The sequence below is a fragment of the Exiguobacterium sp. LL15 genome (assembly GCF_024436095.1).
GTDB lineage: Bacteria > Bacillota > Bacilli > Exiguobacteriales > Exiguobacteriaceae > Exiguobacterium_A > Exiguobacterium_A indicum.
Map to the genome: position 1 here is coordinate 148,800 of NZ_JANFNX010000003.1, position 23,758 is coordinate 172,557.

22 protein-coding genes and 1 riboswitch are annotated in these 23,758 nt (G+C 45.9%); of the genes, 10 read left to right on the forward strand and 12 right to left on the reverse strand.

Annotated elements, in window-relative coordinates; genetic code table 11:
- Positions 1 to 141: 141 nt before the first annotated feature.
- Positions 142 to 1,326, forward strand: a complete 1,185-nt coding sequence (locus tag NOM72_RS13805; protein ID WP_035395540.1) for a class I SAM-dependent rRNA methyltransferase — start codon at positions 142 to 144, stop codon at positions 1,324 to 1,326.
- A gap of 84 nt (positions 1,327 to 1,410) precedes the next feature.
- Here the strand turns inward: NOM72_RS13805 and NOM72_RS13810 are convergent, their stop codons facing one another.
- Positions 1,411 to 2,409 (reverse strand): zinc-binding dehydrogenase, encoded by a 999-nt coding sequence (locus NOM72_RS13810; RefSeq protein WP_255999347.1) that lies wholly within the window; start codon positions 2,407 to 2,409, stop codon positions 1,411 to 1,413.
- A 109-nt stretch (positions 2,410 to 2,518) separates the two neighbouring features.
- Between NOM72_RS13810 and pepT the strand changes: the two genes are divergently transcribed.
- Positions 2,519 to 3,754 carry a peptidase T gene (gene pepT, locus NOM72_RS13815; protein WP_255999348.1) on the forward strand — a complete coding sequence of 412 codons (1,236 nt, stop codon included), beginning with the start codon at positions 2,519 to 2,521 and terminating at the stop codon, positions 3,752 to 3,754.
- A gap of 38 nt (positions 3,755 to 3,792) precedes the next feature.
- Here the strand turns inward: pepT and NOM72_RS13820 are convergent, their stop codons facing one another.
- The 4 genes from NOM72_RS13820 to NOM72_RS13835 all read right to left on the reverse strand — a co-directional run bounded on the left by NOM72_RS13820 (position 3,793) and on the right by NOM72_RS13835 (position 8,051).
- Positions 3,793 to 4,812 carry a WxLIP family cell surface protein gene (locus tag NOM72_RS13820; protein WP_255999349.1) on the reverse strand — a complete coding sequence of 340 codons (1,020 nt, stop codon included), beginning with the start codon at positions 4,810 to 4,812 and terminating at the stop codon, positions 3,793 to 3,795.
- A gap of 21 nt (positions 4,813 to 4,833) precedes the next feature.
- Positions 4,834 to 5,529, reverse strand: a complete 696-nt coding sequence (locus tag NOM72_RS13825; RefSeq protein WP_055969678.1) for a WxL domain-containing protein — start codon at positions 5,527 to 5,529, stop codon at positions 4,834 to 4,836.
- A 16-nt stretch (positions 5,530 to 5,545) separates the two neighbouring features.
- On the reverse strand, positions 5,546 to 6,961 hold the full coding sequence (locus tag NOM72_RS13830) for a hypothetical protein (RefSeq protein WP_255999350.1): 1,416 nt from the start codon (positions 6,959 to 6,961) through the stop codon (positions 5,546 to 5,548).
- Positions 6,962 to 7,181: 220 nt separating this feature from the next.
- A complete protein-coding gene (locus NOM72_RS13835; protein ID WP_023469776.1) occupies positions 7,182 to 8,051 on the reverse strand; it encodes a prohibitin family protein in 870 nt (289 codons plus the stop codon).
- A gap of 299 nt (positions 8,052 to 8,350) precedes the next feature.
- Here NOM72_RS13835 and NOM72_RS13840 point away from each other — a divergent pair, with 299 nt between their 5' ends.
- From NOM72_RS13840 to NOM72_RS13850, 3 genes are all read left to right on the forward strand, one after another.
- A complete protein-coding gene (locus NOM72_RS13840) occupies positions 8,351 to 9,973 on the forward strand; it encodes an ABC-F family ATP-binding cassette domain-containing protein (RefSeq protein ID WP_023469778.1) in 1,623 nt (540 codons plus the stop codon).
- Positions 9,974 to 10,037: 64 nt separating this feature from the next.
- Positions 10,038 to 10,418, forward strand: coding sequence for an NUDIX domain-containing protein (locus NOM72_RS13845; RefSeq protein ID WP_255999352.1), 381 nt, complete (start codon positions 10,038 to 10,040; stop codon positions 10,416 to 10,418).
- 114 nt (positions 10,419 to 10,532) lie between these two features.
- A complete protein-coding gene (locus NOM72_RS13850; protein WP_255999353.1) occupies positions 10,533 to 12,413 on the forward strand; it encodes a PhoX family protein in 1,881 nt (626 codons plus the stop codon).
- 41 nt (positions 12,414 to 12,454) lie between these two features.
- Here the strand turns inward: NOM72_RS13850 and NOM72_RS13855 are convergent, their stop codons facing one another.
- From NOM72_RS13855 to NOM72_RS13880, 6 genes are all read right to left on the reverse strand, one after another.
- Positions 12,455 to 12,922 carry an SRPBCC family protein gene (locus tag NOM72_RS13855; RefSeq protein WP_029342963.1) on the reverse strand — a complete coding sequence of 156 codons (468 nt, stop codon included), beginning with the start codon at positions 12,920 to 12,922 and terminating at the stop codon, positions 12,455 to 12,457.
- A 76-nt stretch (positions 12,923 to 12,998) separates the two neighbouring features.
- Positions 12,999 to 13,946 carry an ATP-grasp domain-containing protein gene (locus NOM72_RS13860; RefSeq protein ID WP_255999354.1) on the reverse strand — a complete coding sequence of 316 codons (948 nt, stop codon included), beginning with the start codon at positions 13,944 to 13,946 and terminating at the stop codon, positions 12,999 to 13,001.
- Positions 13,943 to 15,001, reverse strand: a complete 1,059-nt coding sequence (locus tag NOM72_RS13865; protein ID WP_064300732.1) for an LLM class flavin-dependent oxidoreductase — start codon at positions 14,999 to 15,001, stop codon at positions 13,943 to 13,945. Before NOM72_RS13865 ends, NOM72_RS13860 begins: the two co-directional genes overlap by 4 nt.
- Positions 15,002 to 15,075: 74 nt before the next feature.
- Positions 15,076 to 15,178, reverse strand: a riboswitch (SAM riboswitch).
- A gap of 113 nt (positions 15,179 to 15,291) precedes the next feature.
- On the reverse strand, positions 15,292 to 15,930 hold the full coding sequence (locus NOM72_RS13870) for a DUF975 family protein (RefSeq protein ID WP_023469784.1): 639 nt from the start codon (positions 15,928 to 15,930) through the stop codon (positions 15,292 to 15,294).
- Between the two features lie 63 nt (positions 15,931 to 15,993).
- Entirely contained in the window at positions 15,994 to 17,259 is a 1,266-nt protein-coding gene (locus NOM72_RS13875) for a DUF2325 domain-containing protein (RefSeq protein WP_255999356.1), read from the reverse strand.
- An 87-nt stretch (positions 17,260 to 17,346) separates the two neighbouring features.
- Positions 17,347 to 18,132 carry a DUF817 domain-containing protein gene (locus tag NOM72_RS13880; protein ID WP_255999357.1) on the reverse strand — a complete coding sequence of 262 codons (786 nt, stop codon included), beginning with the start codon at positions 18,130 to 18,132 and terminating at the stop codon, positions 17,347 to 17,349.
- 104 nt (positions 18,133 to 18,236) lie between these two features.
- On the opposite strand from NOM72_RS13880, the gene NOM72_RS13885 reads away from it, so the two are divergent.
- The 5 genes from NOM72_RS13885 (at position 18,237) to NOM72_RS13905 (ending at position 22,279) form a co-directional block, all read left to right on the forward strand.
- Positions 18,237 to 18,950 (forward strand): YczE/YyaS/YitT family protein, encoded by a 714-nt coding sequence (locus NOM72_RS13885; protein WP_251140321.1) that lies wholly within the window; start codon positions 18,237 to 18,239, stop codon positions 18,948 to 18,950.
- Positions 18,951 to 19,105: 155 nt separating this feature from the next.
- A complete protein-coding gene (locus NOM72_RS13890; RefSeq protein WP_023469788.1) occupies positions 19,106 to 19,561 on the forward strand; it encodes a MarR family winged helix-turn-helix transcriptional regulator in 456 nt (151 codons plus the stop codon).
- 1 nt (position 19,562) lies between these two features.
- A complete protein-coding gene (locus NOM72_RS13895; protein ID WP_023469789.1) occupies positions 19,563 to 20,198 on the forward strand; it encodes a nitroreductase family protein in 636 nt (211 codons plus the stop codon).
- A gap of 52 nt (positions 20,199 to 20,250) precedes the next feature.
- Positions 20,251 to 20,886: a nitroreductase family protein gene (locus NOM72_RS13900; RefSeq protein WP_023469790.1), complete on the forward strand. Its 636-nt coding sequence runs from the start codon at positions 20,251 to 20,253 to the stop codon at positions 20,884 to 20,886.
- 76 nt (positions 20,887 to 20,962) lie between these two features.
- The gene (locus NOM72_RS13905) at positions 20,963 to 22,279 is read left to right on the forward strand and encodes an NAD(P)/FAD-dependent oxidoreductase (protein ID WP_055969696.1); all 1,317 of its coding nucleotides are present in this window, start codon (positions 20,963 to 20,965) and stop codon (positions 22,277 to 22,279) included.
- 21 nt (positions 22,280 to 22,300) lie between these two features.
- Here the strand turns inward: NOM72_RS13905 and NOM72_RS13910 are convergent, their stop codons facing one another.
- Positions 22,301 to 23,737 carry a DEAD/DEAH box helicase gene (locus NOM72_RS13910; RefSeq protein ID WP_255999358.1) on the reverse strand — a complete coding sequence of 479 codons (1,437 nt, stop codon included), beginning with the start codon at positions 23,735 to 23,737 and terminating at the stop codon, positions 22,301 to 22,303.
- Positions 23,738 to 23,758: the final 21 nt, after the last annotated feature.

Below are 23,758 nucleotides of genomic sequence, written 5' to 3' on the forward strand. Positions count from 1 at the left end.
TGCTTATCATAACAAAAACCGTTAGTCCTTTTACTTACATAAGGATTAACGGTTTTATTTATATCAAGTTATCCACATGTGGATAACTCTGTTTATGATATACTAATCACACTTATCCACAAGTAGAAATGAGGAAATTAGATGCCCCGTGAACTCTATCCGATCGTCGTCAAATCCGAATGGATTGAATTGATTCGAAGCGGTTATCCCGCGTTACGTAAAGAAATGTTTGAATCCTTGCAACATATTAAAGAAGCAGGTGGACTGCTTCATCTGATGACAGAACATAAAGAATACCTTGCAACTGGCTATTTTGGCAAGCAAGAAAAGGGTGTCGGTTGGACACTCTCGATGGATGAACAAGACACGATCGATGTTGCTTTCTTCAAACGCCTTTTCGAACAAGCTCTAGACAAAAGAAACGACTTTTTTGAAGAAGAGTCCGAAGCTTTCCGTATTTTTAATGGTGCAGGTGATGGTATTGGTGGACTGACGATTGATTGTTATGACCATCATTACCTCATCCTCTTCGAAAATGAAGGCATCTATACTTTTCGCCCGATGATTCTCGAGGCGCTTGAATCGCTCGTTCACTATAAGAGCATTTATGAAAAACGAGATTTTCTTATCGATCTTCAACCCGTCAAAGGCGACGATTTTTTAATGGGTGAACGCGGTGATTTTCCAGAAATGCTGCAGGAACATGGTGCACGGTATGCATACGACCTTGACGCTGGCATGCGGACTGGCTTCGATATCGCGCAACGCGCACTTCGTAAAGTTCTGATGGATTCAGTTAAAGAAAAGAACGTACTGAATCTCTTTTCTGATACAGGAACTTTGACAGTATCTGCACTTCAAGGTCATGCTACTCACACGACGAGTGTTGATTTCTCGACACGTAGTCGAAATAAGACGACAGATAATCTTACGTTGAACCATTTTACTCCTGAAGAACAGATAATTTTGGTTCAAGATGCGTTCGACTATATCGAACAAGCGGATAAGAAGACTCGTTTTGACGTCGTCTTGTTCCATCCGCCGGTACACGTCAATACACGGACGCGTCAGTTTCGAACGGAACAGGATCTTTCTCCTTGGATCCAAAAAGTCATTCATCTGACGAATCGTGGAGGACTCCTTGCGATCACGACAGATAGCCCTGCTCTTGATGCGTTACAATTGAAAAAAGCTGTTGAGCAAGCATTCAACAAGTTGCGTCAAAAATTTGAAGTCGTATGGGAGCAACCGGAGCAGAAAGATTTCCCGACTCCTCCTTCTATGCCGCAACTCGCTCAAAAAAGTATTCTCATTCGTCGCAAATGACGTATTATCTAAAAAATCCGCTACCGAAAATTTCAGTAGCGGATTTTTTATGTTTTTAACAGGAAATGTAAAATAAATGAAGAATCATTTTTTAAGACTTGGACGCACACTCACTTTACCAAAATGTGATGCTTGATCAAATCGTTGGTAGAGATCATTTAACACATCGCGCTCATAAGGAATCTGCTCTTCGATCCGAATCTCGATTGTGCCTTCTTTTACTAAATGAATAAGTTCTGCTAAGTGATGTTGCTGTCGCTTCATCTCATCTACTTTTCCTTTTAGCAAAGGAAGTGCGACGAACACAGCTTCAAGTGATAAGGCTTTACTATGCATCATCGTTAAATCTTGTGTCGTCCGTGTCGCGATCGAAATGATGCGTCCGCGTTCTTTAGCGAGTATGAACGATTCTTGTAAATGATCGCCACCTACCGTATCAATGATGACATCGAATCCGTCAAAATCCAGTCGTTTGAGCAATGCTTCAGCTGATTCTTCCTTATACCGATGAACGCGAATCCCTCTCGCTTCTAACCAAGCTGCCTTCTCGTCCGAAGAGGCGCTCGCTGTGACGTCGCACCCATAATGAAGCGCAAGTTGAACAGTCAGGTGTCCCACTCCGCCCGTTCCACCTGCTACATACACACGAATTCCTGGTGTAATTACGATCCGTTCTTTTAAAATCTCCATCGCCGTTAACCCGATCACCGGTAAACAACCAGCAATCTCAGCTGAGACCTCTTTTGGTCGTAAGACTGCCATCTGTTCGGGCACAAGCATTTCCTCCGCTAGCGCACCGGCACGTGTTCCAAGCCCACCACCGAATGCGACGATGCGATCGCCGATAGAAAAAGACGTCACACCCTCGCCGATTTCAATGACTCTCCCCGTTACATCGCCCTGGAGAATTCCAGTCGTCGATGCTGCTGCCACGTGTCCGAAGAACATCTTCGTATCAAGTGGATTGATACTCGACCCCTCGACTTGAATGCGTAATTCGTACTTCCCCGCTTTTTCAGGTGTGACGTCTTTTTCTATAAGTGATGCGTCTTTTCCGTACTGATCGACTACGAATGCTCTCATGAAGAATTCCCCCTTTTTCATTATTAGTCTATCATGATTCAGAATTCTCTCACATTAGGTCTTCATGCTATGATGAAGGTATCTTATGACGAGAAGGGACGTTTTTGATTTGAAACAAGAATTGATTGATCGTCTAACTACATACGTGAAAATCGATACACAATCGAACTACGAGAGTACGACTGTTCCAACAACTGAAGGACAATGGACACTGGCTCGTTTGCTTGTAGAAGAATTAAATGCAATCGGTATGGAGGAAGTCACAGTCGATGACAATGGGTATGTCATGGCGACGTTACCTGCTAATACAGATGCAGACATTCCGACAATTGGTTTCCTTGCTCACCTGGATACAGCGACGGATTTCACGGGCACGAATGTCCGTCCGCAACTCGTGGAAGCATATGACGGAAATCCGATCACGTTGCGTGAAGCACCGTCTGTCATCCTATCGCCTACTGATTTTCCTGCACTTCACAACTATGTCGGTCACACATTGATGACGACGGATGGTGTGACATTACTCGGTGCCGACAATAAAGCCGGAATCGCAGAAATCATGACAGCCATGCACCATTTGATTTCGCATCCGGAAATCAAACATGGTCGCATTCGTGTTGCCTTTACGCCAGATGAAGAAATTGGTCGTGGACCACATCATTTCAATGTCGAAGCATTCGATGCAACGTATGCTTATACAGTCGACGGCGGTCCGCTGGGTGAACTCGAATACGAGAGTTTCAATGCAGCGGCTGCTAAAATCGTTTTCCACGGAACGAACGTTCACCCGGGAACAGCAAAAGACAAGATGGTCAATTCGCAGAAACATGCGATGGCATTTCACGATCGTCTTCCTGGAGAAGAGTCTCCTGAATTCACAGATGGTTTTGAAGGATTCTTCCATCTGATTTCGTTTGACGGTTCTGTTGAAAAAACGACGCTCGACTACATCATTCGTGATTTCGATCGTGAAGCATTTGAAGGACGGAAACACTTCTTATCTGCTCTCGTTGAGGAGTGGAACAAAAAGTATGGAGCAGGCAGCGTTAAAATCGACTTGCATGACCAGTACTACAACATGCGTGAAAAAATCGAACCTCACATGCACATCGTTGATATCGCTCATGCCGCGATGGAATCCCTTGATATCCGACCAATCATTAAGCCGATCCGTGGTGGGACGGATGGATCACAGCTTTCATACATGGGTCTTCCGACACCGAACATCTTTACCGGTGGCGAGAACTATCACGGCAAGTTCGAATTCATCTCCGTTGATAACATGGTAAAAGCGACGCAAGTCATCATCGCCATTGTTCAAGGGTTTGAACAAGCTGCTCGCTAATCAAAAAGCAGATTCTCAGCGCTGAGAATCTGCTTTTTTTATGCTTGGCGTTGCTGCTTTTTCAAACGATAGATATAACCGATTAATAAGAAAATGATTAAGGTAGATGCCACCATAAGTTCCTTCGACCATTCTCCGACAAAGGAATTCGAATTTTCTTCGATATCCCGATCGGGTATCTGCTCTTTCATTTGATTCGCTTGATGCTTCGTAATCTTAAAGCTGTCTTTCCACTTCCACGTCTTGCCTTCTCCGTCAACGCGGATCTTAATGTGATACGTGCCGGGTTCTAAGATTCCTGTCGTTTCAATCGGTGTTTTCATATAAATCGATGGTGCGAATCGAGCGTCCATTTGTTTTCGAACCACGACTTTTTTTCCTTTCGTGACGATTGCTTCGAATTTCATCGTTTTACTAATAGTCGGTGCTTGATTTGCTAATTTAACGAAAACAGTAGGTCTTGAAAAAGAGGATTTTGCCTGTACCCCCTCATATGTGATGATGGGTGCAGTCTCTTTGATTGAAGAACGGACTTTTAATCCAATGACATAAGCATGCCGATTTTGAATGCCGATGGTATTGTCGTTAGTCGTTTCACCTTCCGGCTTGCTCTCAATCCGAATACCGGCAAGCAATGTCCCATCCAACTCATTTGACACTTCAAGTGGTAAAGAAACGATTTTCGACTCTCCGCCTTTAATGAATGTTGATTGCGTATTCGGTTTAATGAGATCCGTCAACGAAGTCGACGCTAATGGAACGGATTTTTTCTGATCATAGACGATCAAACCGTTATTATTCGTTGTGGCATTTCGGACTGAAGTTAAGAATGTATGATCAGCGGGTCCGTGATTATAGATTCGAATTTGAAGATTCGTCTTTTGTTGCGCTGGCATCCTTAAATCAAAATAGGTTACACCGGAATCGACCTGATGCGCATTCGGAACCGCTTCGACCGAAAAATTAACACGATCTTCTGCAAAACTGTCTGAAGGTGTCATCCAGACAAGTAATCCATAAAGCAAAACGATTAGACAACCGACTCCCCATCGTTTCATCTCTCTCCCCCCATTTTCTCATCAATTCACGACGTCAGAGAGCGTCCAATCGAGCGTAGCGGTATGTTTTCCTTCGACTTGAACACCGACAGGGACGTTCAGCGTAATGCGATCGTTATCTGTCCCGTTTCCCTTCCAATAAATTTGCCACGTTGAAAACGTTCCAGCAGCTGATGCTAAAATGACTTTTGCATCTCCCGGATTTCCAGGTGTTAAGGTAACATTTCCTGTCGTAGGTGCTGCATTAATTGGTAATCCAATCAAGGTTTGTACATCACCCGCATCGATCGTCAACGTGGATCCAGCCAAGGAATCTTTCCCACCGCTATCTTTAAAGGTACTGAGTTTTACTTTAACATCCCATTTCGTAGGGAGAATACGTCGATCCGTTACTTGTAAAAAGGGCTTTTGATCTTTTGCTTTGAAGAGTGCTTTATTAACAAGTACTTCGTTCGAGCCAAAATTGAAGTTAGGTGCATAATCGAGTGTGAGTGGTCCTGTGTTTCCGGTTGGCGTATTTCCTCCGTTATCCTGAGGTCTATAGGGAGTATTCGGATTAGGTGAGTCTGGATCGACGATGATCGGTGCTGCATTCGTCGTAAATGTGATTTCAGCCTTGGATGTTCCCGTTGAGGTATTCGCAGCCCACGCAGAGGTCGTTCCTAACATTAAAGCAGTACTTATCAAGATCGTTGAAAAAGCAAAGCGTTTTTTCATCTTTGTTCTCCCCTTTTCACGGTGCATCGACTAAACTCCATTGAATGTCTGCGCTATACGATAAAGGTTTCGGATATTTTCCTGTTAAATCGAGAACGATGCCTTCATTTTCAGCGTACGTCAACGGTGTCTGATTTGAACTCGCCGACATCGTTCCCGTAGCCACTTCAATTGCGGTTGTTTGCAGTAATTGGGTTTTCGAAGCGGTCTTAAAATAAAGAACATCAGTTAAGACATCACCTGTCGTACTCGTCAAAGGGCGACTGAGACTCGCTTGTAACTTCCAGTTATATCCTGTGGCATTTTCGTGAGAAATCGCAATCGTCATTGGGGATACACGAGGAATAATCTTCTCTCGCCCCGTCAACTCATGACTACCAAAATTAAGAGTGGTCGGAGTCGTCAAACGAAGTGTTGAGCCAATCATTAAATCTGCTGATGCTGTACTATTACTTAAAATATTTAAATCAATCGCTTCATCGATGACAGCACTTTTGAAAGTGTATTGATTTGTAGAATTGATAGGTAAATTATTTATTTCGAAAACAAGTTTATATTCGATATTGTTTAATAACCCTAGCAACCCTACTGAAATAATCGAAGACGTATTCCAATAAATTAAATTATTTGTTTTATCAATGGTAACACTTTCCTTTTTAACAATATTTCCCGACTTGGAATATTCTAAATAAACACTCTCTGCTTTAATTTTATCCATGATACTTGGTGGAATGATAAAAACAATATATTGTTTATTAGAAAGCCCCAATCCTAGAAATGCGGAAAATCGATTCGTTAATTCAATCGTTTTTCTAGTACCGTCATTTTCAATTTGAACCTCTTGATAACTTGCACTTAAGCTTGAAGTACCTAATAAGCTTATGGAAAGTAAGTTAGGAACTGCTGTATTTTTTCCTTTGTCTGACTTCGATGTTTCAGAATTAGGTGTACTTTCTTCGTTATCATCTGACTGAGGTTGCTCAATTACTATTGTTTCATCTTCTTCAGTTGACGAAGTCTCAGATGTCGGTGGATCTTCACTCTCAGGTGGGGTTGTCTCGGATGTTGGTGGGTCTTCACTCTCAGGTGGGGTTGTCTCGGATGTTAGTGGATTTTCGCTCTCAGGTGGGGTTGTCTCGGATGTTAGTGGATTTTCGCTCTCAGGTGGGGTTGTCTCGGATGTTAGTGGATTTTCGCTCTCAGGTGGGGTTGTCTGCTCTAGTTCCAAGAGTTCTTCGCATTGTATCCGTTCTTCTTTTTTTAGCAAGTCCTCTTTCGTTGGATCATTCAACGTCTCTTCACAAAACGATGACGTCAAAGGGTCTGGTATTTCTAGCTCGTCGGTCGTCGCATGACTGTGCGGAATCGAAAAACTTGTCGCAAATAGAATCATGAAGATAATAAATGTATTTGGTGATCGATTTTTATACAAAAATTATCCCCCCTATTTTTTGATACTTATTTTCAATTGAATAATGCTCTTTTACGTTCGTTTCCCTTCTAAATAAGGGAATTAAACCATAAATTTTACATTTAAAAAATATAAAATAAAAGTTTTTTTATCTCTATACTAAAATTAAATAATACATCTATCTTTAATCTACTGATTTATTATTACAGCATAAAAAATAGACCTATAAATTAGGTCTATTTTATTTCTTTTCTTCTGTTGTAGCATCTGGAATCGGTAATTGAACCATACTCCCCGATCCACTGACGAGTGGTGACTTCCCGTCCCATTTCTTGACAGCTTCGTATTGAATCATTTCTTCCGTCAATGTCTTCTGTAGTTCTTTTTGAGCTTTTGCCAACCCTTGAGCTTCGATCAAACGGGCATCAGCTGCTCCTTTCGCTTCTACGCGAAGACGCTCTGCTTCTGCTTTAGCGATTTCAAGATCCGTCTTCTTTTTATCAAGTTCCTGCGACGCTTTGACACGCGCATCGATCGCTTCCTGTGTCTTTTCATCTGGTTTCGGTGCACCGAGTGCGACATCTTCGATAATGAAACCGATGTCCTTGACGTCTTCTGCAAACTGCGTTTGAATGCTCGTTGAGACATTCCCTGATTTTTCACCGAATAGTTCAAGGACGGTGACTTTTGAGATTTGCTCACGCGATGCATCATAGAGACGTTGTTTCAGATATCCTTTTGCGATCTCATCGATTTCGATCGGTCCGAACTTGTTGAAGACTTTCGTCACCTTATCCGGCGAGACGGAGAAGCTATATGTAAAGTCGACGACGATGTTCTTTCCGTCCTTGGTCGCAAGTGTCATGTTCTCAAGCGACTTCGTCTGTGTCCGGATCGGATACTCCGTCACCCGCGTGATCGGTGAAACGACATGCCAGCCTTGCGATAACGTCTCATCTTTGACACCGCTTGACGGTGTATAGACGACCCCAACTTGTCCGGGTTCGATTTGTTCAACGATGAACGGCGTTGTTGCAAGCAACGCTAGTACGAGCACACCAGCGATGATCATCGATGGGCGAATTTTTTTCTTCGGTTTGATTTCTCTCATTCTGAATCTCCTTTATCGATCTTTTCTTGGATATAGCGGTAGAGTTCCATGCCAAGCAAAACGATGAGGGCGAAAAACAATAATGTGAAAAAGATGGCCATCTAACCCCTCCTCTAACGAATTCCTTACTTTGTTCTACGTATCCATCTGGAAAATGTTTCATTTTTTTAAATGTCCGGTTGCTTATTTTTAATTTCTGTCCTAATATGGAGGGAACTTTGCCTGCTCTACGACAGATCACGATTTGTGGTACACTCGAATGAGCACATCACTTACTAGAAACGAGGGTTCATCTCTATATGATTACAGTACAAAACGTCGGTCTTCGCTTTGCAGATCGAAAATTATTCGAAGACGTCAACATTAAGTTCACACCAGGTAACTGTTACGGTCTGATCGGTGCAAATGGCGCTGGTAAATCGACATTCTTGAAAATTCTCGCTGGTGACATCGAAGCACAACAAGGCGATGTCATCATCACACCAGGCGAACGTTTAGGCGTTCTCCGTCAGAACCATTACGAATACGAAGAATTCCAAGTCATCGAAACGGTCATGATGGGACACAAACGTCTCTATGAAGTCATGAAAGAAAAAGATGCCATCTATATGAAAGAAGATTTCTCGGACGAAGACGGCATGCGTGCTGCTGAACTCGAAGGTGAATTCGCTGAGATGAATGGTTGGGAAGCGGAGTCGGAAGCCGCAATGCTTCTTCAAGGACTCGGCATCAAGGAAGACCTTCACTCGAAGACGATGGCTGAGCTGACAGGATCGGAAAAGGTCAAAGTTTTGCTTGCGCAAGCGTTGTTCGGTAAACCAGACATTCTCTTACTCGATGAGCCGACGAACGGACTTGATTTGAAAGCCGTCAAATGGCTCGAAGAATTCTTGATCGGATTCGAGAACACGGTCATTGTCATTTCCCACGACCGTCACTTCTTGAACAACGTCTGTACGCACATGGCGGATCTCGATTACGGTAAGATTCAACTGTATATCGGAAACTACGATTTCTGGTACGAGTCAAGTCAGCTTGCTTCGCGTATGGCAAGTGACCAAAACAAGAAAAAAGAAGAGAAAATCAAAGAACTTCAAGCCTTCATCGCGCGTTTCAGCTCAAACGCTTCAAAAGCGAAACAAGCGACGTCGCGGAAGAAATTGCTTGATAAAATCACACTCGACGACATTCGTCCATCGTCACGCCGTTATCCGTTCGTTGGTTTCACACCGGAACGTGAAATCGGAAATGACCTCTTGATGGTCGACGGCATCTCGAAGACGATCGATGGTGTCAAAGTCCTTGATAACGTCCGCTTCTCGTTGAACAAGACGGATAAAGTCGCGTTCATCAGTCAGAGCGATATCGCAATCACGACTCTCTTCAAGATCCTTATGGGTGAGATGGAACCGGATAGCGGTACGTTCAAATGGGGCGTAACAACTTCGCAGTCGTACTTGCCAAAAGATAACTCGGAATTCTTCGAAGGCTCGGACAAGACGATCCTCGATTGGCTCCGTCAGTACTCACCGGCAGATGAGAGCGATACGTTCCTCCGTGGATTCCTCGGTCGGATGCTCTTCTCAGGAGAAGAAGTCATGAAAAAAGCTTCTGTCTTATCTGGGGGCGAAAAAGTCCGTTGTATGCTTTCAAAAGCAATGCTCAGTGGTGCTAACGTCCTCGTCCTCGACGATCCAACGAACCACTTGGATCTCGAATCGATCACAGCACTCAACGATGGCTTGATTGCTTACAAAGGCGCGATGCTCTTCAGCTCGCATGACCATCAGTTCGTCGAAACAATCGCGAACCGGATCATCGAGTTGACGCCGAACGGTATCGTCGATAAAGAAACGACATACGATGAGTACTTGAACAATGATACGATCCAACAGCAACTAACAGCGTTATACGCGCAATGATTTTGAGGAGACCGGAACTGTCGTTTCGGTCTCTTTTTTGAACACGTTGAAGGAGGAATACGACATGAGGCACCGCGTATGCGCTGCGTTGATCGAAGAACAACAGATTCTAATGGTCGAATTACACACGCCTTCCCGGACATTTTGGACGTTACCGGGCGGAGGTGTCGAGAGTGGCGAAACAAAAGAACAAGCCGTCATGCGGGAAGTATTAGAGGAGACAAACCTTCACGTCACAATCGAACGGCAACTCTACGAGATTTCAATTGATCAAGGAACAGAGACATGCTTTCTCGTCCGACGTGCCTTAGGCAGTTCTGCACCTCGACTCGGGATCGACCCCGAACTTCCATTTGATCAACAGGAATTGCGAGCCGTCCGTTTCCGACCATTGAAAGATCTTCAAGATGATCCACAGATTGCTCGTTTGCTGACCTTACTGTAAAGGAAACATTAACTAAGTGAGATAAAACTGACCAAGTTTCTTTACACCCCCTACATAATCGACTGATTAAATGGAAATGTAGCAACAAAACAAACTCATTTGGGGGAAACGAAAATGAAACGAACACTCATGGTTGGTCTATCAGCAGCGGTCTTGTCATCAAGTATGGTCCCGATGTTCGCGGATGCCCATAGCTCTTCTCATACAACACGCAACATCAAGAAGGTCGAATTCTTGTCGATGGATGCACCGACGAAAATCGACCAGATGGTAAAAACTTATACAGAAGCAAAAGTCAAAGTCACCTATACGAACGGCAAAACGGAAGTGAAGCCGTTGAACTATAATCAATTATTCCTGTCGCAAGATAAAATCGTCGAAAACAAAGGCGAGATGATTGCAGCAGGGACATCGATCGATGCTAAAGGAAATCCGATCATCGACCGCAGTGTACCGGACAAACCGGAAGCTTTCGTCTCAGATGCACCAGACTCGAATAGTCTGCTTGAAGTGCACGGGAAAAAATACATGGTCTCTCACTTCGAGTATGACTCGATCGACAATGCTGGTAATGAAGTCAAGGGACTTCCAGCATCGATGACATTAACGGAAGTCGTACAAGATAAAAAGACAGGAAAACTTGCCGTTAAAAAAGCCAGCAAGATTGATTTTGAAAACGTCAATGGACTCTGGACACCATGTAACGGTTCAACGACGCCATGGGGAACGCACCTTGGGTCAGAGGAATATGAACCAGATGCTCGTGCGTTTGAGTCAGACAAAACGTCAGCTGCTTATAAAGAAGTAAATGCCTTCGCTGAGCGTTATTTCGGAACGACCGAAAAAGCGAATCCGTACTTCTACGGGTATACGCCTGAAATCTCGGTCGACCGGAAAGGTAAAGCGACAGCAGTGAAACACTACAGTACAGGTCGTTTCTCGCACGAGATGATGCAGATTCTACCGGATCAAAAGACCGCGATCTTTGGTGACGACGGCAATAACACGATGATGTTCATGTACGTCGCAGATAAAAAGCGTGATTTCTCAAAAGGAACACTTTACGCTGCGAAGTTCAATCAAACTCGCGCAGCAGAAGGCGGAGCCGGTGACCTTGAGTGGATCAAGCTTGGTCATGCTTCCGATAAAGAAGTCAAACGCTTAATTGATAAAGGAACGAAGTTCAGCGACATCTTCGAGACAGCAGATGCACCGACACCTGGCTTTAAAGCGGTCAAAACAGCTGCCAGCAAAAAAGTCGAATACTTGAAGCTCAAGCCTGGAAAAGAAAAAGAGGCAGCCTTCCTTGAATCACGTCGTTATGGTGCGTTGCTTGGTGCAACATCAGAGTTCAACAAGATGGAAGGCATCACGGTCAACGAGCAAGACAAAAAAGCCTACATCGCCTTGTCTTATGTGTCAGGTAGTACCGAAAAACAAGAAGGTGCTGTCCAAGACGACATCCAGCTTGAAAAACGTGAATCGGGTGCGACATTCGAAATCGATCTTGGTCGTGCAAAAGGCATCGACAGCCGTTACGTACCAACGAATATGCAAGCACTCGTCATTGGTGAAGATTTGAAGAAGCCGGATGCTTACGGCAACACAGCGAATCCGGATCTCGTCGCGAATCCAGATAACCTTGCTTACTCCGCGACATCTGATACGCTCTTTATCGGTGAAGATAGCTCCTTGCATACAAATAACTTCGTTTGGGCCTACAACCTGAAGACGAAAAAACTATCACGTATCCTTTCGGTTCCAGTCGGAGCGGAAGCGACTGGTCTCCGTTCACTTGATCATGTTGGGAAGTATAGCTACCTCCTAAGTAACTATCAACATCCGGGTGAGTCATTGACTGACAAACAAATCACCGCCGTCGATCCAAAGGCGCTTGAAAAAGCGATGAAAGACGGCATCGGGATTCAAAAAACGGGTGGTGTCGGCTACCTCTCTGGGTTGCCGAGCAGTCACAAATCGTATACGAATCGATAAGATACGAAAACACGGATTCCCAAGTGCGGGAATCCGTGTTTTTATGCATTGTTCTTCTTTTGTTTTGCCGCTTCTTCTTCGACACGTTGCAACAGCCCATGAACGATTTTCTCATTCTCTCGCTCTCCTCCAAGCGACAACAGACTCTTTCCAACAAAATTGGCTCCCTCGTTCTTCCCTGTATAAATCAACAGACATCGATCAGGTCCGAGTGGTTTGAGTGTAAAGGTCATCTCGATCTTGAATATTTTAGCCAATGTGAATCCAATCGTATTTTGCTTGAAGTCAGGCTCGTTCGTATAAGCTAAATCGGTCACGATATAGGTTTCAAGTCGATTACCCTGCATGTATGTTTGACGATACGTCGAACCGACGACACCCGGTTTTCGTTCAATCACCTCGTGCTGGACGACGTTTGGAATCAAACGCTGCAATCGCGTGTGATCAAACAAGTGCCATGCTTCCTCAATCGGAATATCGAGCTGTCGTTCTTCTCTCCACGTAATCATAGATCCGCCCCCTTTTCTATAGAAATACCCTGTCATCCGGTCTTGTAACGTCCGGTGACAGGGCGAGAGCAGATTCTTATTTTACTGTGCTTGTTTCAAGGGCTGCACCGAGGAACTTCGCTAGTTCGAGCATACCGTAGCGTCCTGCAGCTGCCTCGGCATCCGAATTATAGTTCGTATTCGTATTGACGTCATACGTATAGATCGTACCTGACGCATCCTTAATGAACTCGATGCCTGCGACCGCGATTTGGTTCGCTTGAAGGAACGCTTCATACTTTTGGATGATCGGGTCATCGAAGCCTTCAACGATTTGGAACTTCATCGGTGTTTGCGGTGCTTCTTCACCGACTGGGCAGAACAAGTCGTCGATTACACATGCATCCGCTGGGCAAAGCTCAAAACCTTCTGATGTATCGACTCGAACCGCGTAGACGAACTTTCCACCTACGAACTCACAACGTGTGATGTACGGTTCTGGTGCTTGAATATACTCTTGAATCAACGTGATGCCATCGACTGGTTCGTCGAATGTCGGACCGTCGAGATAAGCTTCAAGTGCTTCAATCGAGTGGAACAGCTGGACGCCGAGACCTTTCCCAGCCCGGTTATGTTTCGTGATGAATGACGAAACGCCAATTTCTTTTGCTGCTTGTACGATTTGATCGCGTCCGACGGCAGCCGTCGTCTTCGGTACACGAATCCCAGCCTTACGCAACGCCGTGTATTGATTGACTTTGCTGACTTCTAAACGAAGCGCACGCGTTCCATTAAAGACAGTCCGGTCATGCTCTTCTAACCAAGCGAGGATCCCTTCCGTCAACTCCGGCGCGTAACGGTGCCCCCGCGTATGCGAAGAGGCACTCATCCGGCTGTAAAAGACGCCTTCTGGCGGCAGTTCATCCAGCGGAACGATCCCTTCATTCAAGTGCCACTGTTCATACGGTAACTCGAGTTCTTCGAGACGTTTGATGAGATGGTCCGTCCATTCTTGATTTTCGTGGAGAATATGAATTTTTGTCATGATTGTTGACCTACCTTTCGTTTCGCTTCGACCAGTGGCATTACGTCACGAGCAAAGCGTTCCATTTCTTCGAGTTGTGGTGAGAATTGTAATAAGAGTAACGTGACACCGACGGCTTCGAATGCTAGAATCCGTTCAGCGATTTGTTCTGGTGTTCCGATTAAATTCGGACGTAGACCACGGTTCGAGACGGAATAATCGTTTCGTTCGACCTGTTGCTCCAGTTGCGATTTACTGATGAAATCCTGATAACCGGCATAACCGGCGCTGTCTTCCTTAACGTCCGTGATGCGTTGCCATTCAAGAAGTGCTTCTTCTTCCGTATCCCGACAAATGATGTAGGCCGCAAGACCGAAGCTCTCGAGCGGCGTTTGTCCCGTCGCTTCCCGGCGTACTTTCATATCGTCGATTTTATGGGCTACTTCTTCAACCGTGCCCCCGTGCATGACATAAGCGTCACAGTGTTCGACGATCGTTCGCTTTCCAGCTTCACTCTCTCCACCAGCGTAGAGCTTGATCCCCGGACGCTGGACTGGCTTCGGATGGAGTTCTGCTTGCTCGATCGTGTAGTGATGACCGGAGAAGCTATACGGTGACGCATCTGCCCATAGTCCTTTCATAACCGTGACGAACTCTTCCGTCCGAGCATAACGTTCATCGTGCGCTGTGAAGATACCGTTGTATTGTTTCGCTTCCTCTGCCCACCACGCTGAGACGACGTTGAGCGTAAAGCGTCCACCACTCAACTGATCGATGTTTGCCGCCATCTTCGCCGTCGTCGCTGGATTATGGAACCCGGGACGAACCGCTGTCATGATCTCAAGGCGTTCTGTCGTTGCAGCAATCGCTGCTGCCGTCGTCCATGCCTCAAGACTCGGTTCCTTGATGCCTTTGATATCATTCAAGTTCAATTCCGCAATCAACGTCGTCGAGAAGCCGATCCGTTCTGCTGTTTGTGCGACTTGTTTCGCATAATCGAAGGTCGGTGGCATCTGTTCATCCTCGACATTACGTAACCATCCCCCAAAAATCGGTAACCAAAAACCATACTCCACTCCATCGTCCCCCTTATCATAAAAAAACGCTCTTTTCGAAGTTCGAAAAGAGCGACGGTATCTTGTCCTGTCCGCTCTTATCTTCGGAAGGTATCCCTTCCTGGAAGTAGCACCTTCCGCCACGGCGGGGTTGCTGAAGTGTCTTCGGGCCAGTCCCTCGACTTCTCTAGATAAGATGTGTTGCATTCATCGTACAAAATTCACTGAACTAAAGCAACTATTAAACCGTCTTTTCCCATCGGAATTATTTCACACATAAAAAAATCCCGACGTAGTGTCGGGATCCGGTATTAATATGGTGCGACGAAATCTGATGTTGGCTCTGGCGTTTGTTCACCACGAACACGATCATAAAATTTTGCAAAGGTAACACTGAAATATGGTGTAATCCACAAGAATGCTAGGCCGAGGGTAACGATCCCTAAAAGAGCCCAACCAATAAACGACAGTAGAAGAAGGAATGCTTCCATTTTATGCCCGTCCATCATTTTTCGGGAGCGTGTAATGGCCTCTAAGATACCAATCGATGGTTCATCTCGCAAAATATAGAACGTTAGCATGTAAGAAAATGATTTAATGATTCCCGGTACGACTAATAGCAGTAACCATAAGAAGATAAAAAAGAGTTGTACGATGGCTAGACCAATCACTTTGAAAAACATACCATATGGTTCAAATAAATCCGTCACTTTCGTTTCTTCTCCGCGAGCAATCGACATCGCAATCCAAGTCCAACCGACTCCGACCGGGATCAATAAAATCGATACCAACGATACGACGAGATCCATCGTATTAGCTGGTTCATCTATATCTGATCCAAATAATCCAGGCACACCTTGAATGATACTAAACAGAATAACTGTTAGGACTGCGAATCCCCAACGACCGCTGAGCGACTCCTTCGCTGCTTTTTTTAATTGAGATGACATGAGTAAGGTCCTCCTTGAAAAATAAGTTCTCACCTTACTCTACGGCTAATAACTTCTAATGTTTCACTGATTTTTCAATAATTTCCCCTCTTGTTTCTGTTTCAACCAAGCGCGCTCAAGTTGCCGCTCACACGCTGTATATAACGAACGTCGACCGTCGAGGCGTTCCATCGCGAATGGAATACCATGCTTTTTCGCCTGAGCGATGACATGTGCACTCGCTGCATGAGAGACACGGCTCGTCACGACGACGATCGCGTCCGTCTTTTTGGCGAGACAAGCAATCTTTTTCGCGGACTGTGCGTCCCCTGCTAGATGAATTAATTCGATCCCCGTCGGCGCAAAGAACTCACGATAGACAGCGGTCTGTTGTTCGTTTCCAACGATAACAAGACGCATGCCTGTGAAGCGCGTGAAATCTAACGGTGTCTTATCAACGAAATCCATCAATTGTCCCGGTACGGCTGTTGTTACGATCGGTTCAATCGTTTGCTCTTTTGGCATACGGACGCGACGCTGCGCTTTTTTAGCTTTCGGCACCGGTTGCCGTTTCATTTTTCGTGCATACCGATTTGACTTTTTTGTTGTCACAGGCGTCTTCACTACCTGTTGTTCTATCGCTGACGGACGGTTGGATGATGCGTTGACGATCGGCTCTTCATACGTGAACGGATGCTTCCAAGCAATCGTTAATGTATCCTTCCGTCCCCGCCACATGACGAGATCGACAAGTTGCCCTGCTTCTAGTCGGAAATAGCGCATGTCTTCTACCGGTACAACATAATAGAACGATCTACCCGACTCATCTTGCAGTGGACCATTCACCGTTTCCTCAATGATTCCATGTGCTTTGACGATTGCTTGTTCAAACACGACACGTTCCGGATTCTCTCTCATTCGCTCCGTCGAGACGACGGCTTCAACACGACATATCGTTTTTTGATCATCCTGACGATCGACACGGACCCGGACTTCCATGCCGTGCTCGAGATTCCAATCGCGGACGTCTCGTTCAGAAATATGACTGCCCGACCATTCTAGTAAAGTACCGCCTTTTAACCCCCGCTGAAACGTATAGGCATAACGTTGCTTGCGTACTGGCTCGAGCGGTACTTGCGGTGGCATGACGATGGTCTGCTCTAGCTCTATTGCTTCATCGATGACCAATGTTTCTTGAACGTCGCGCGGTGCATAATACGCTGACATCTTGACCCATTCATCGATTCCGTTTACTTCGTCGAGCCAGAGTTGCCAATCTTCATACCGCTCCACGGTCGCTAATTTCATCTGTACCAATTCAGTTGCTCGTTCCATCACCTGTTGCATCATCCATGACCACTTCCTTTGCGTTTTTTTCACTATAGCAACGAAAAAACGCGGAAGTAGTTCAAAAAAACAGCCTGGTTATTTTTTTGTTTAGGTACGTTGTTGAATTTCCACAGCCGGATCCTGACGCTTGTATTTTGCGACGATGACGATCAAAACCGTGATGATCACAAGCAGGAACCAAGAAGACAATTTTCCAAGATCAACGACTGCCCATCCGCCTTCTTGATGCGGATAGACCCAGCCTTTAAAGAACGTTACGATGTTCTCCGCGATCCAAATGAAAAAGGCGATCAATAAAAAGGACAGGACGAGCGGCATCCGGTAGATCGTTTGCTCGATCGTAAAATGAACCCATGACTTATAGAAGACGAGAACGACGAGGACCATCAATAGCCAGCGTGCATCGAAGATCCAGTGGTGGGTGAAGAAGTTGAGATAGACGAGACTCCCGACGCTGATCGCAAGCCAAGGTGGTGGAAATGCTATAAATCGTAAATGAAATCGCCGAAACGCCTGGCAGACATAACTCGCAACGCTTGCGTACATGAATCCTGCATACAAGGGAACACCAGCCACTTTCGTCAAAGCGTCTTCCGGATAACTCCAAGATCCGACGTTCACTTTAAACAGTTCAAGGGCTAGACCAATGACGTGAAACAATAAGATCAGTTTGAATTCTTCCATCGTTTCATAACGCGTGACGAGTAAGACGATTTGGACGAGAATACACCAAAGCAACAAAAGATCATATCGAGCAACCGGTTCAGTAGGAAGATAACTTGAAAGAGCAAGCGCCGCAAAAATCATCACGGGAAAGACGCAACAGATGGCTTCTATGTATGTAAAACGAATCAGGTGCCGGATCGCTTTCATTTTTCTCCCTCCTTTTTCTTCAGTATACGTTTCTCTTTTATCCTTCCCCTCCTACTTAGGATGTAAAAAACGGAAAATTTCGTCTTTCTTCTTCCACTTTCCTCATGATACAGTTAACAAATCAATTATTTTTAAGAAATGAGGTGCCAGACATGACGCGTCATCGTGCTTCCTGGTTGTTACGCGCTACGTTAAAGTGGGGGCTCTTCCTACTTGGTTTATTTTTACTCGCCCTTGGCTCATCGATGATGATCACAGCTGAACTCGGTGTCTCGACGTGGGATGTATTGCATCTCGGTCTCCAAAAAAAGACGCCGCTATCCGTCGGAACGATCATCTTGCTTGTCGGTCTATTACTCGTGTTCGTTAAATACGCGTTAGACCGCGTCACACCGCAAATCGGAACGCTCGTCAACGCGATTTTCGTCGGTGTCTTCATGAATCTTGTTCTTGGCTCTCATCTCTTACCGTCATTTGAGTCGATCTGGTTGAATACACTCTGGCTGATTTTCGGCATTTTCATCATTGGGATGGGCGCTGGTCTATATGTCGCTGTCGGATACGGGGCTGGTCCACGCGATGGGTTGACATTGACACTTGCAGAGCGCTTTGGAACATCAATTCGTCTGATGCGAACAATCATGGAAGTTACGGCATGCGGCATTGGCTGGTTGCTTGGGGGACCTGTTTTCTTCGGTACGATCCTCTCGATTTTCCTGATTGGACCGTTCCTGCAATTTTGGTTGTTCTATTTCCGCCGGATCATTGCAGCAATTGATGCAAAAGGACTTCCAGCATCTGAACGCCAAATTAGCTAAGTCGCCTGACTCGATATCATTCCGCGTGAATGATATCTTTTTTTTATGTCAGAAGCAGATAAGTTGCGTCATCAAAATAAACACGTTATATTCGTTTACATATCAATCTTTGATACGTCAAAGGTTTCTTCGAACGAAGGGAAGGATGTGATGGATTGAGTATTTCCTGCACCGAAAAAGGACGTTTGATCTATGCACTCGTCTCCGTCAATAAGACGATTGCTCAAAAATTCGATCTCTGTACGGATGGTTTCAGTCAGACGCGAATGGATTTGCTTGCTCAACTACAAGTCGATCAAACGATCAGTCAAAAAGAATTGCAAAAACGCGTCAATGTCGATCACGCGGCGGTGACCCGTCACCTCAAACACTTGGAATCGACAGGGATGATTGCTCGCGAGCGTTCAGCCGCTGACAATCGGGTGATTCTTGTTTCCTTAACGGAACAAGGGGCGACGCGCATTGCACGATTACGCGAACAAAAAGATGAGTTCCTCGAGAACTTACTCGAAGGATTCTCTGCTGAAGAACAACGGACGTTAGCTGAGATGATTCAACGCATCGAAGCGAACGCCGACACATTACCTAAATTAAAAGAGGAGTCGATTTAATATGGCAACGCAAACTCAAACAGACTTCATGGAAATCGTCAAAGGACGTCGCTCGATCCGTAATTACGATACAGACGTGAAGATCTCAAAAGAAGAAATGACACAGATTCTTGAAGAAGCAACACTCGCACCTTCTTCCGTCAACATGCAACCATGGCGTTTCCTCGTCATCGATAGCGAAGAAGGCAAAGCAACACTTGCACCACTCGCGAAATTCAACCAAGTCCAAGTCGAGACATCTTCTGCTGTCATCGCGGTCTTCGGTGACATGAACGCTGTTGATCAACTCGAGAACATCTACGATACAGCTGTCGCAAAAGGACTCATGCCACAAGAAGTACGCGATCGCCAAGTACCAGCGATCCAAGGGATGTACAGCAGTGTATCGGCGAACGATTTGAAAGACAGCATCTTGATCGACTCGGGTCTCGTCTCGATGCAATTGATGCTCGTCGCTCGTGCACACGGTTATGATACAAACCCAATCGGTGGTTACGAGAAAGATCAAATCGCGGAAGCATTCGGTCTTGAAAAAGATCGTTATGTACCGGTCATGTTGCTATCGATCGGTAAAGCGGTGGACGCTGGATATCCATCAGTTCGCCTACCAATCAACGACATCGCAGACTGGAAATAAGTTTTTTTACACTATAAAAAAAGAAAACACACACAAGGGAGATTGAATAATTATGACTACTCAAACAACAACGGACTTCATGGAAATCGTCAAAGGACGTCGCTCGATTCGTAACTACGACACAAACGTAAAAATTTCAAAAGAAGAAATGACACAAATCCTTGAAGAAGCAACACTTGCACCATCTTCAGTTAACATGCAACCATGGCGTTTCCTCGTCATCGATAGCGAAGAAGGTAAAGCGACACTCGCACCACTCGCAAAATTCAACCAAGTTCAAGTCGAGACATCTTCTGCTGTCATCGCCGTCTTCGGTGACATGAACGCAGTCGATAGCATCGAGACAATCTATGATATGGCTGTGGAAAAAGGTCTTATGCCGCAAGAAGTACGTGATCGCCAAGTACCAGCTATCAAAGGGTTCTACCGTCCAGAAGACGTTGAAACATTACGTGATAGCATCTTGATCGACTCAGGTCTCGTTTCGATGCAATTGATGCTCGTTGCTCGTGCACACGGTTACGATACAAACCCAATCGGTGGTTACGAAAAAGACCAAATCGCAGAAGCATTCGGTCTTGAAAAAGAACGTTACCTCCCAGTCATGTTGCTTTCAATCGGTAAAGCAGTGGACGCAGGATACCCATCGGTTCGTCTACCAATCGCTGACATCGCAGAGTGGAAATAAGCGATTTCACCTAGTCCGGATTCCTTTCATAGGAATCCGGCTTTTTTGTATACTCAAAGAAAAGGAGATGTCAGCGATGTATGATGTGACGATTATCGGAGCTGGTGTAGCAGGAATTTTCCTCGCCCATCAGCTCGTTGAAGACGGACAACGCGTCCTACTGCTCGATGCCGGAAAACCGATTCGCGAACGAACAGCAGAAGATGCGTATCTTGGATTCGCAGGGCTTGGCAAATCAGAAGGAAAGTTTAATTATGCGACGGGATTCGGTGGAGAACTCGTCTCAAAAATCGGTGAAGAGACGACTCGACGACTGTTCCAAGAAGTCGATGATCTTTTATGTACATATGGTGGAGGTACAGTTGAGACCTATTCGACGCATTCCCCTATTGTAGCGTCTCGCGCCCGCCGCGCCGGTCTACATTCGGTCGAGACGACCGTCCGTCATTTAGGCACAGTACGGACAGCTGCTGTCTTCACGGCGTTTGAGGACGCCTTATTACCGCGTCTCGATGCCCGATTCGAAACGACAATCGAGCAGATCACGAAGTCGAAGTCGTTTACGATCAAAACAGCGGACGAGACCTTCGTCAGTCAACGGATCGTGTTCGCGACAGGTCGTTCAGGTGCAGACTTTACGTTGCACCAGTTAGCGACGCTTGGTGTCACCCCACAGCGAACTCGACTCGATCTCGGGGTGCGAATTGAGACGGATGAGGGACTATTTCGGACATTGTTACAGGAGACGTTCGAGACGAAGCTCGGTTACGACTCGCCTTACGGTCAAGCCGTCACCTATTGCATGAATCCGCGCGGACGGATCATCCGCAAATATCAAGAAGGACTCGTCATGCCGGACGGTCAAAACGTCCACGAGACGGCAGACGGCTCGACGAATCTGAACTTTACACTATTTCTCCCGCGGTATTTTTCGACACTAGCGAAAGCGAATGCGTATGCCGCGCGCATCATTGGCGGAATCAACCAAGGTGGTGATCGCATTCTCATTCAGCGACTCAGTGATTTCCGAACATCGCGAGCGACGGCACACGATCAATTGAGTCGTAACACGGTCATCCCTTCCCTAACCGCGTCTCCCGGTAATTTGCATGCAGAAGTACCTGCAGAAGACCTGCTTGTCTTAGAAGCGTTTTTAGAGCGCCTTGAGCAACTCCTTGAAGTGGAACTTCCAGGAGATACGTTGCTTTACGGATTAGATGGCAAGTTTTACGCACCGATGCTTGAGACGTCAGAGACGTTTGAGACGACATGTCCCGGTGTCTATGCGATTGGTGATTGTTCCGGTGCGACACACTCGCTTGCCCAAGCAGCTGCTAGCGGACTCCATCTTGGCTATGCCTTGACGCAAAACAGCCGGTCCCTCTTCGCTTAAGCGGAGAATGACCGGCTTGTCTTATTTCTTGAATGCTTCGTACACTTTCAATTGTTTCCCTTTGACCTTCGTCGTCTTCATCGCCCGGAGGACAAGCGGACCTTTCCCATTGAGGATATCGACATACGTCAACGTATCCTGAATCGAGATGATCCCGATATCGTCTGCTGTGACGCCTTCAATCTTAGCAATCGTTCCAACAAAGTCGACGGCACGGAGTTTTTTCTTTTTCCCGCCGTTAAAGAACAATTTCATGATGTCCGCATCAAGCTGTTCCGTTTTCGAAGAACGCGTATCTTCCGTCGCCATCTTCTCCTCGAATGCATCCGCTGTCCGCATCAAGTCCTTTTCTGTCGGTGCTTGGCGACGTGTCAGCTTCCCGTGATACTGCTCGATTTCCTTTAGGCGACGTTCGTCTGCCGGCGTGACGAGACTGATTGCTTGTCCTGCTGCTCCTGCACGCCCCGTCCGACCGGTCCGGTGAACGTAGCTTTCTCGTTCGACAGGGAGATCATACTGGATGACGTGCGTGATGTTCTCGATATCGATCCCACGTGCCGCGACATCTGTTGCGACAAGAATTCGGAACTTCCCGGCACGGAAGGCTTTCATCGCATCGAGTCGATCGTCTTGTTCCATTCCACCGTGAATTGCTTCAACCGGATAGTCATGTGCGCGGAGACCATTCGCGACGAAATCGACGTGTTCTTTCGTCCGACAAAAGATCATGCAGCGATCCGGATTTTCAGCGACGAGGACATCTTTCAAAATCGCGAATTTTGTCTTATCCGTTACCGAAATATAACTATGCGTGATTGTCGAGACGACGGTCTCACCCGCTTCGATTCGTTTTGGTGCGTCCATGTAGCGATTGCTCAACTGTTCGATATCATCAGGGAAGGTCGCAGAGAACAACAGTGTCATCCGCTCTTTTGGTAACTCGGACAGGATGGCATCGACTTGATCGAGGAAGCCCATATTCAGCATTTCATCCGCTTCATCTAAGACGACATAACGGACTTTCTCAAGCGATAACGTGCCTCGCTCGATATGATCGCGTACGCGTCCCGGTGTGCCGACGACGACGTGTGTCTTTTGTTTGAGCTCCGTGACTTGTCCGCGGAACGGTTGCTTGCCGAAGACAGCTGTCGCTTTGATGCGCTTATAACGTCCGATATTCATAATATCTTCTTTGACCTGTAAGGCAAGCTCACGTGTTGGTGTCAAGACTAAGACTTGTGGTTTATTTTCTTCCCACTCGACGAGTTCACACAGTGGAATCGCAAACGATGCCGTCTTTCCGCTCCCTGTCCGTGATTTGACGATGACGTCTTTTCCAGATAGTACGACCGGAATGACGGATTGCTGGACTTCGGTTGGTGTCGTGTAGCCGAGTTGCTCGATTGAATCGAGAATTGGTGTACTTAAGTTAAAATCATTGAATCGTGTACGTGTCATAGAATGTCCTCATTTCTTATC

Excerpts from the sequence above, each read along its gene's own strand:
- NOM72_RS13850 (WP_255999353.1), top strand. The coding sequence starts at position 10,533 with ATGAAACGAACACTCATGGTTGGTCTATCAGCAGCGGTCTTGTCATCA.
- NOM72_RS13870 (WP_023469784.1), bottom strand. The coding sequence starts at position 15,930 with ATGTCATCTCAATTAAAAAAAGCAGCGAAGGAGTCGCTCAGCGGTCGT.
- NOM72_RS13845 (WP_255999352.1), top strand. The coding sequence starts at position 10,038 with ATGAGGCACCGCGTATGCGCTGCGTTGATCGAAGAACAACAGATTCTA.
- NOM72_RS13820 (WP_255999349.1), bottom strand. The coding sequence starts at position 4,812 with ATGAAACGATGGGGAGTCGGTTGTCTAATCGTTTTGCTTTATGGATTA.
- NOM72_RS13880 (WP_255999357.1), bottom strand. The coding sequence starts at position 18,132 with ATGAAAGCGATCCGGCACCTGATTCGTTTTACATACATAGAAGCCATC.
- NOM72_RS13910 (WP_255999358.1), bottom strand. The coding sequence starts at position 23,737 with ATGACACGTACACGATTCAATGATTTTAACTTAAGTACACCAATTCTC.
- NOM72_RS13805 (WP_035395540.1), top strand. The coding sequence starts at position 142 with ATGCCCCGTGAACTCTATCCGATCGTCGTCAAATCCGAATGGATTGAA.
- NOM72_RS13905 (WP_055969696.1), top strand. The coding sequence starts at position 20,963 with ATGTATGATGTGACGATTATCGGAGCTGGTGTAGCAGGAATTTTCCTC.
- NOM72_RS13895 (WP_023469789.1), top strand. The coding sequence starts at position 19,563 with ATGGCAACGCAAACTCAAACAGACTTCATGGAAATCGTCAAAGGACGT.
- NOM72_RS13825 (WP_055969678.1), bottom strand. The coding sequence starts at position 5,529 with ATGAAAAAACGCTTTGCTTTTTCAACGATCTTGATAAGTACTGCTTTA.
- NOM72_RS13855 (WP_029342963.1), bottom strand. The coding sequence starts at position 12,922 with ATGATTACGTGGAGAGAAGAACGACAGCTCGATATTCCGATTGAGGAA.
- NOM72_RS13840 (WP_023469778.1), top strand. The coding sequence starts at position 8,351 with ATGATTACAGTACAAAACGTCGGTCTTCGCTTTGCAGATCGAAAATTA.
- NOM72_RS13835 (WP_023469776.1), bottom strand. The coding sequence starts at position 8,051 with ATGAGAGAAATCAAACCGAAGAAAAAAATTCGCCCATCGATGATCATC.
- NOM72_RS13860 (WP_255999354.1), bottom strand. The coding sequence starts at position 13,946 with ATGACAAAAATTCATATTCTCCACGAAAATCAAGAATGGACGGACCAT.
- NOM72_RS13900 (WP_023469790.1), top strand. The coding sequence starts at position 20,251 with ATGACTACTCAAACAACAACGGACTTCATGGAAATCGTCAAAGGACGT.
- NOM72_RS13875 (WP_255999356.1), bottom strand. The coding sequence starts at position 17,259 with ATGATGCAACAGGTGATGGAACGAGCAACTGAATTGGTACAGATGAAA.
- NOM72_RS13885 (WP_251140321.1), top strand. The coding sequence starts at position 18,237 with ATGATACAGTTAACAAATCAATTATTTTTAAGAAATGAGGTGCCAGAC.
- NOM72_RS13810 (WP_255999347.1), bottom strand. The coding sequence starts at position 2,409 with ATGAGAGCATTCGTAGTCGATCAGTACGGAAAAGACGCATCACTTATA.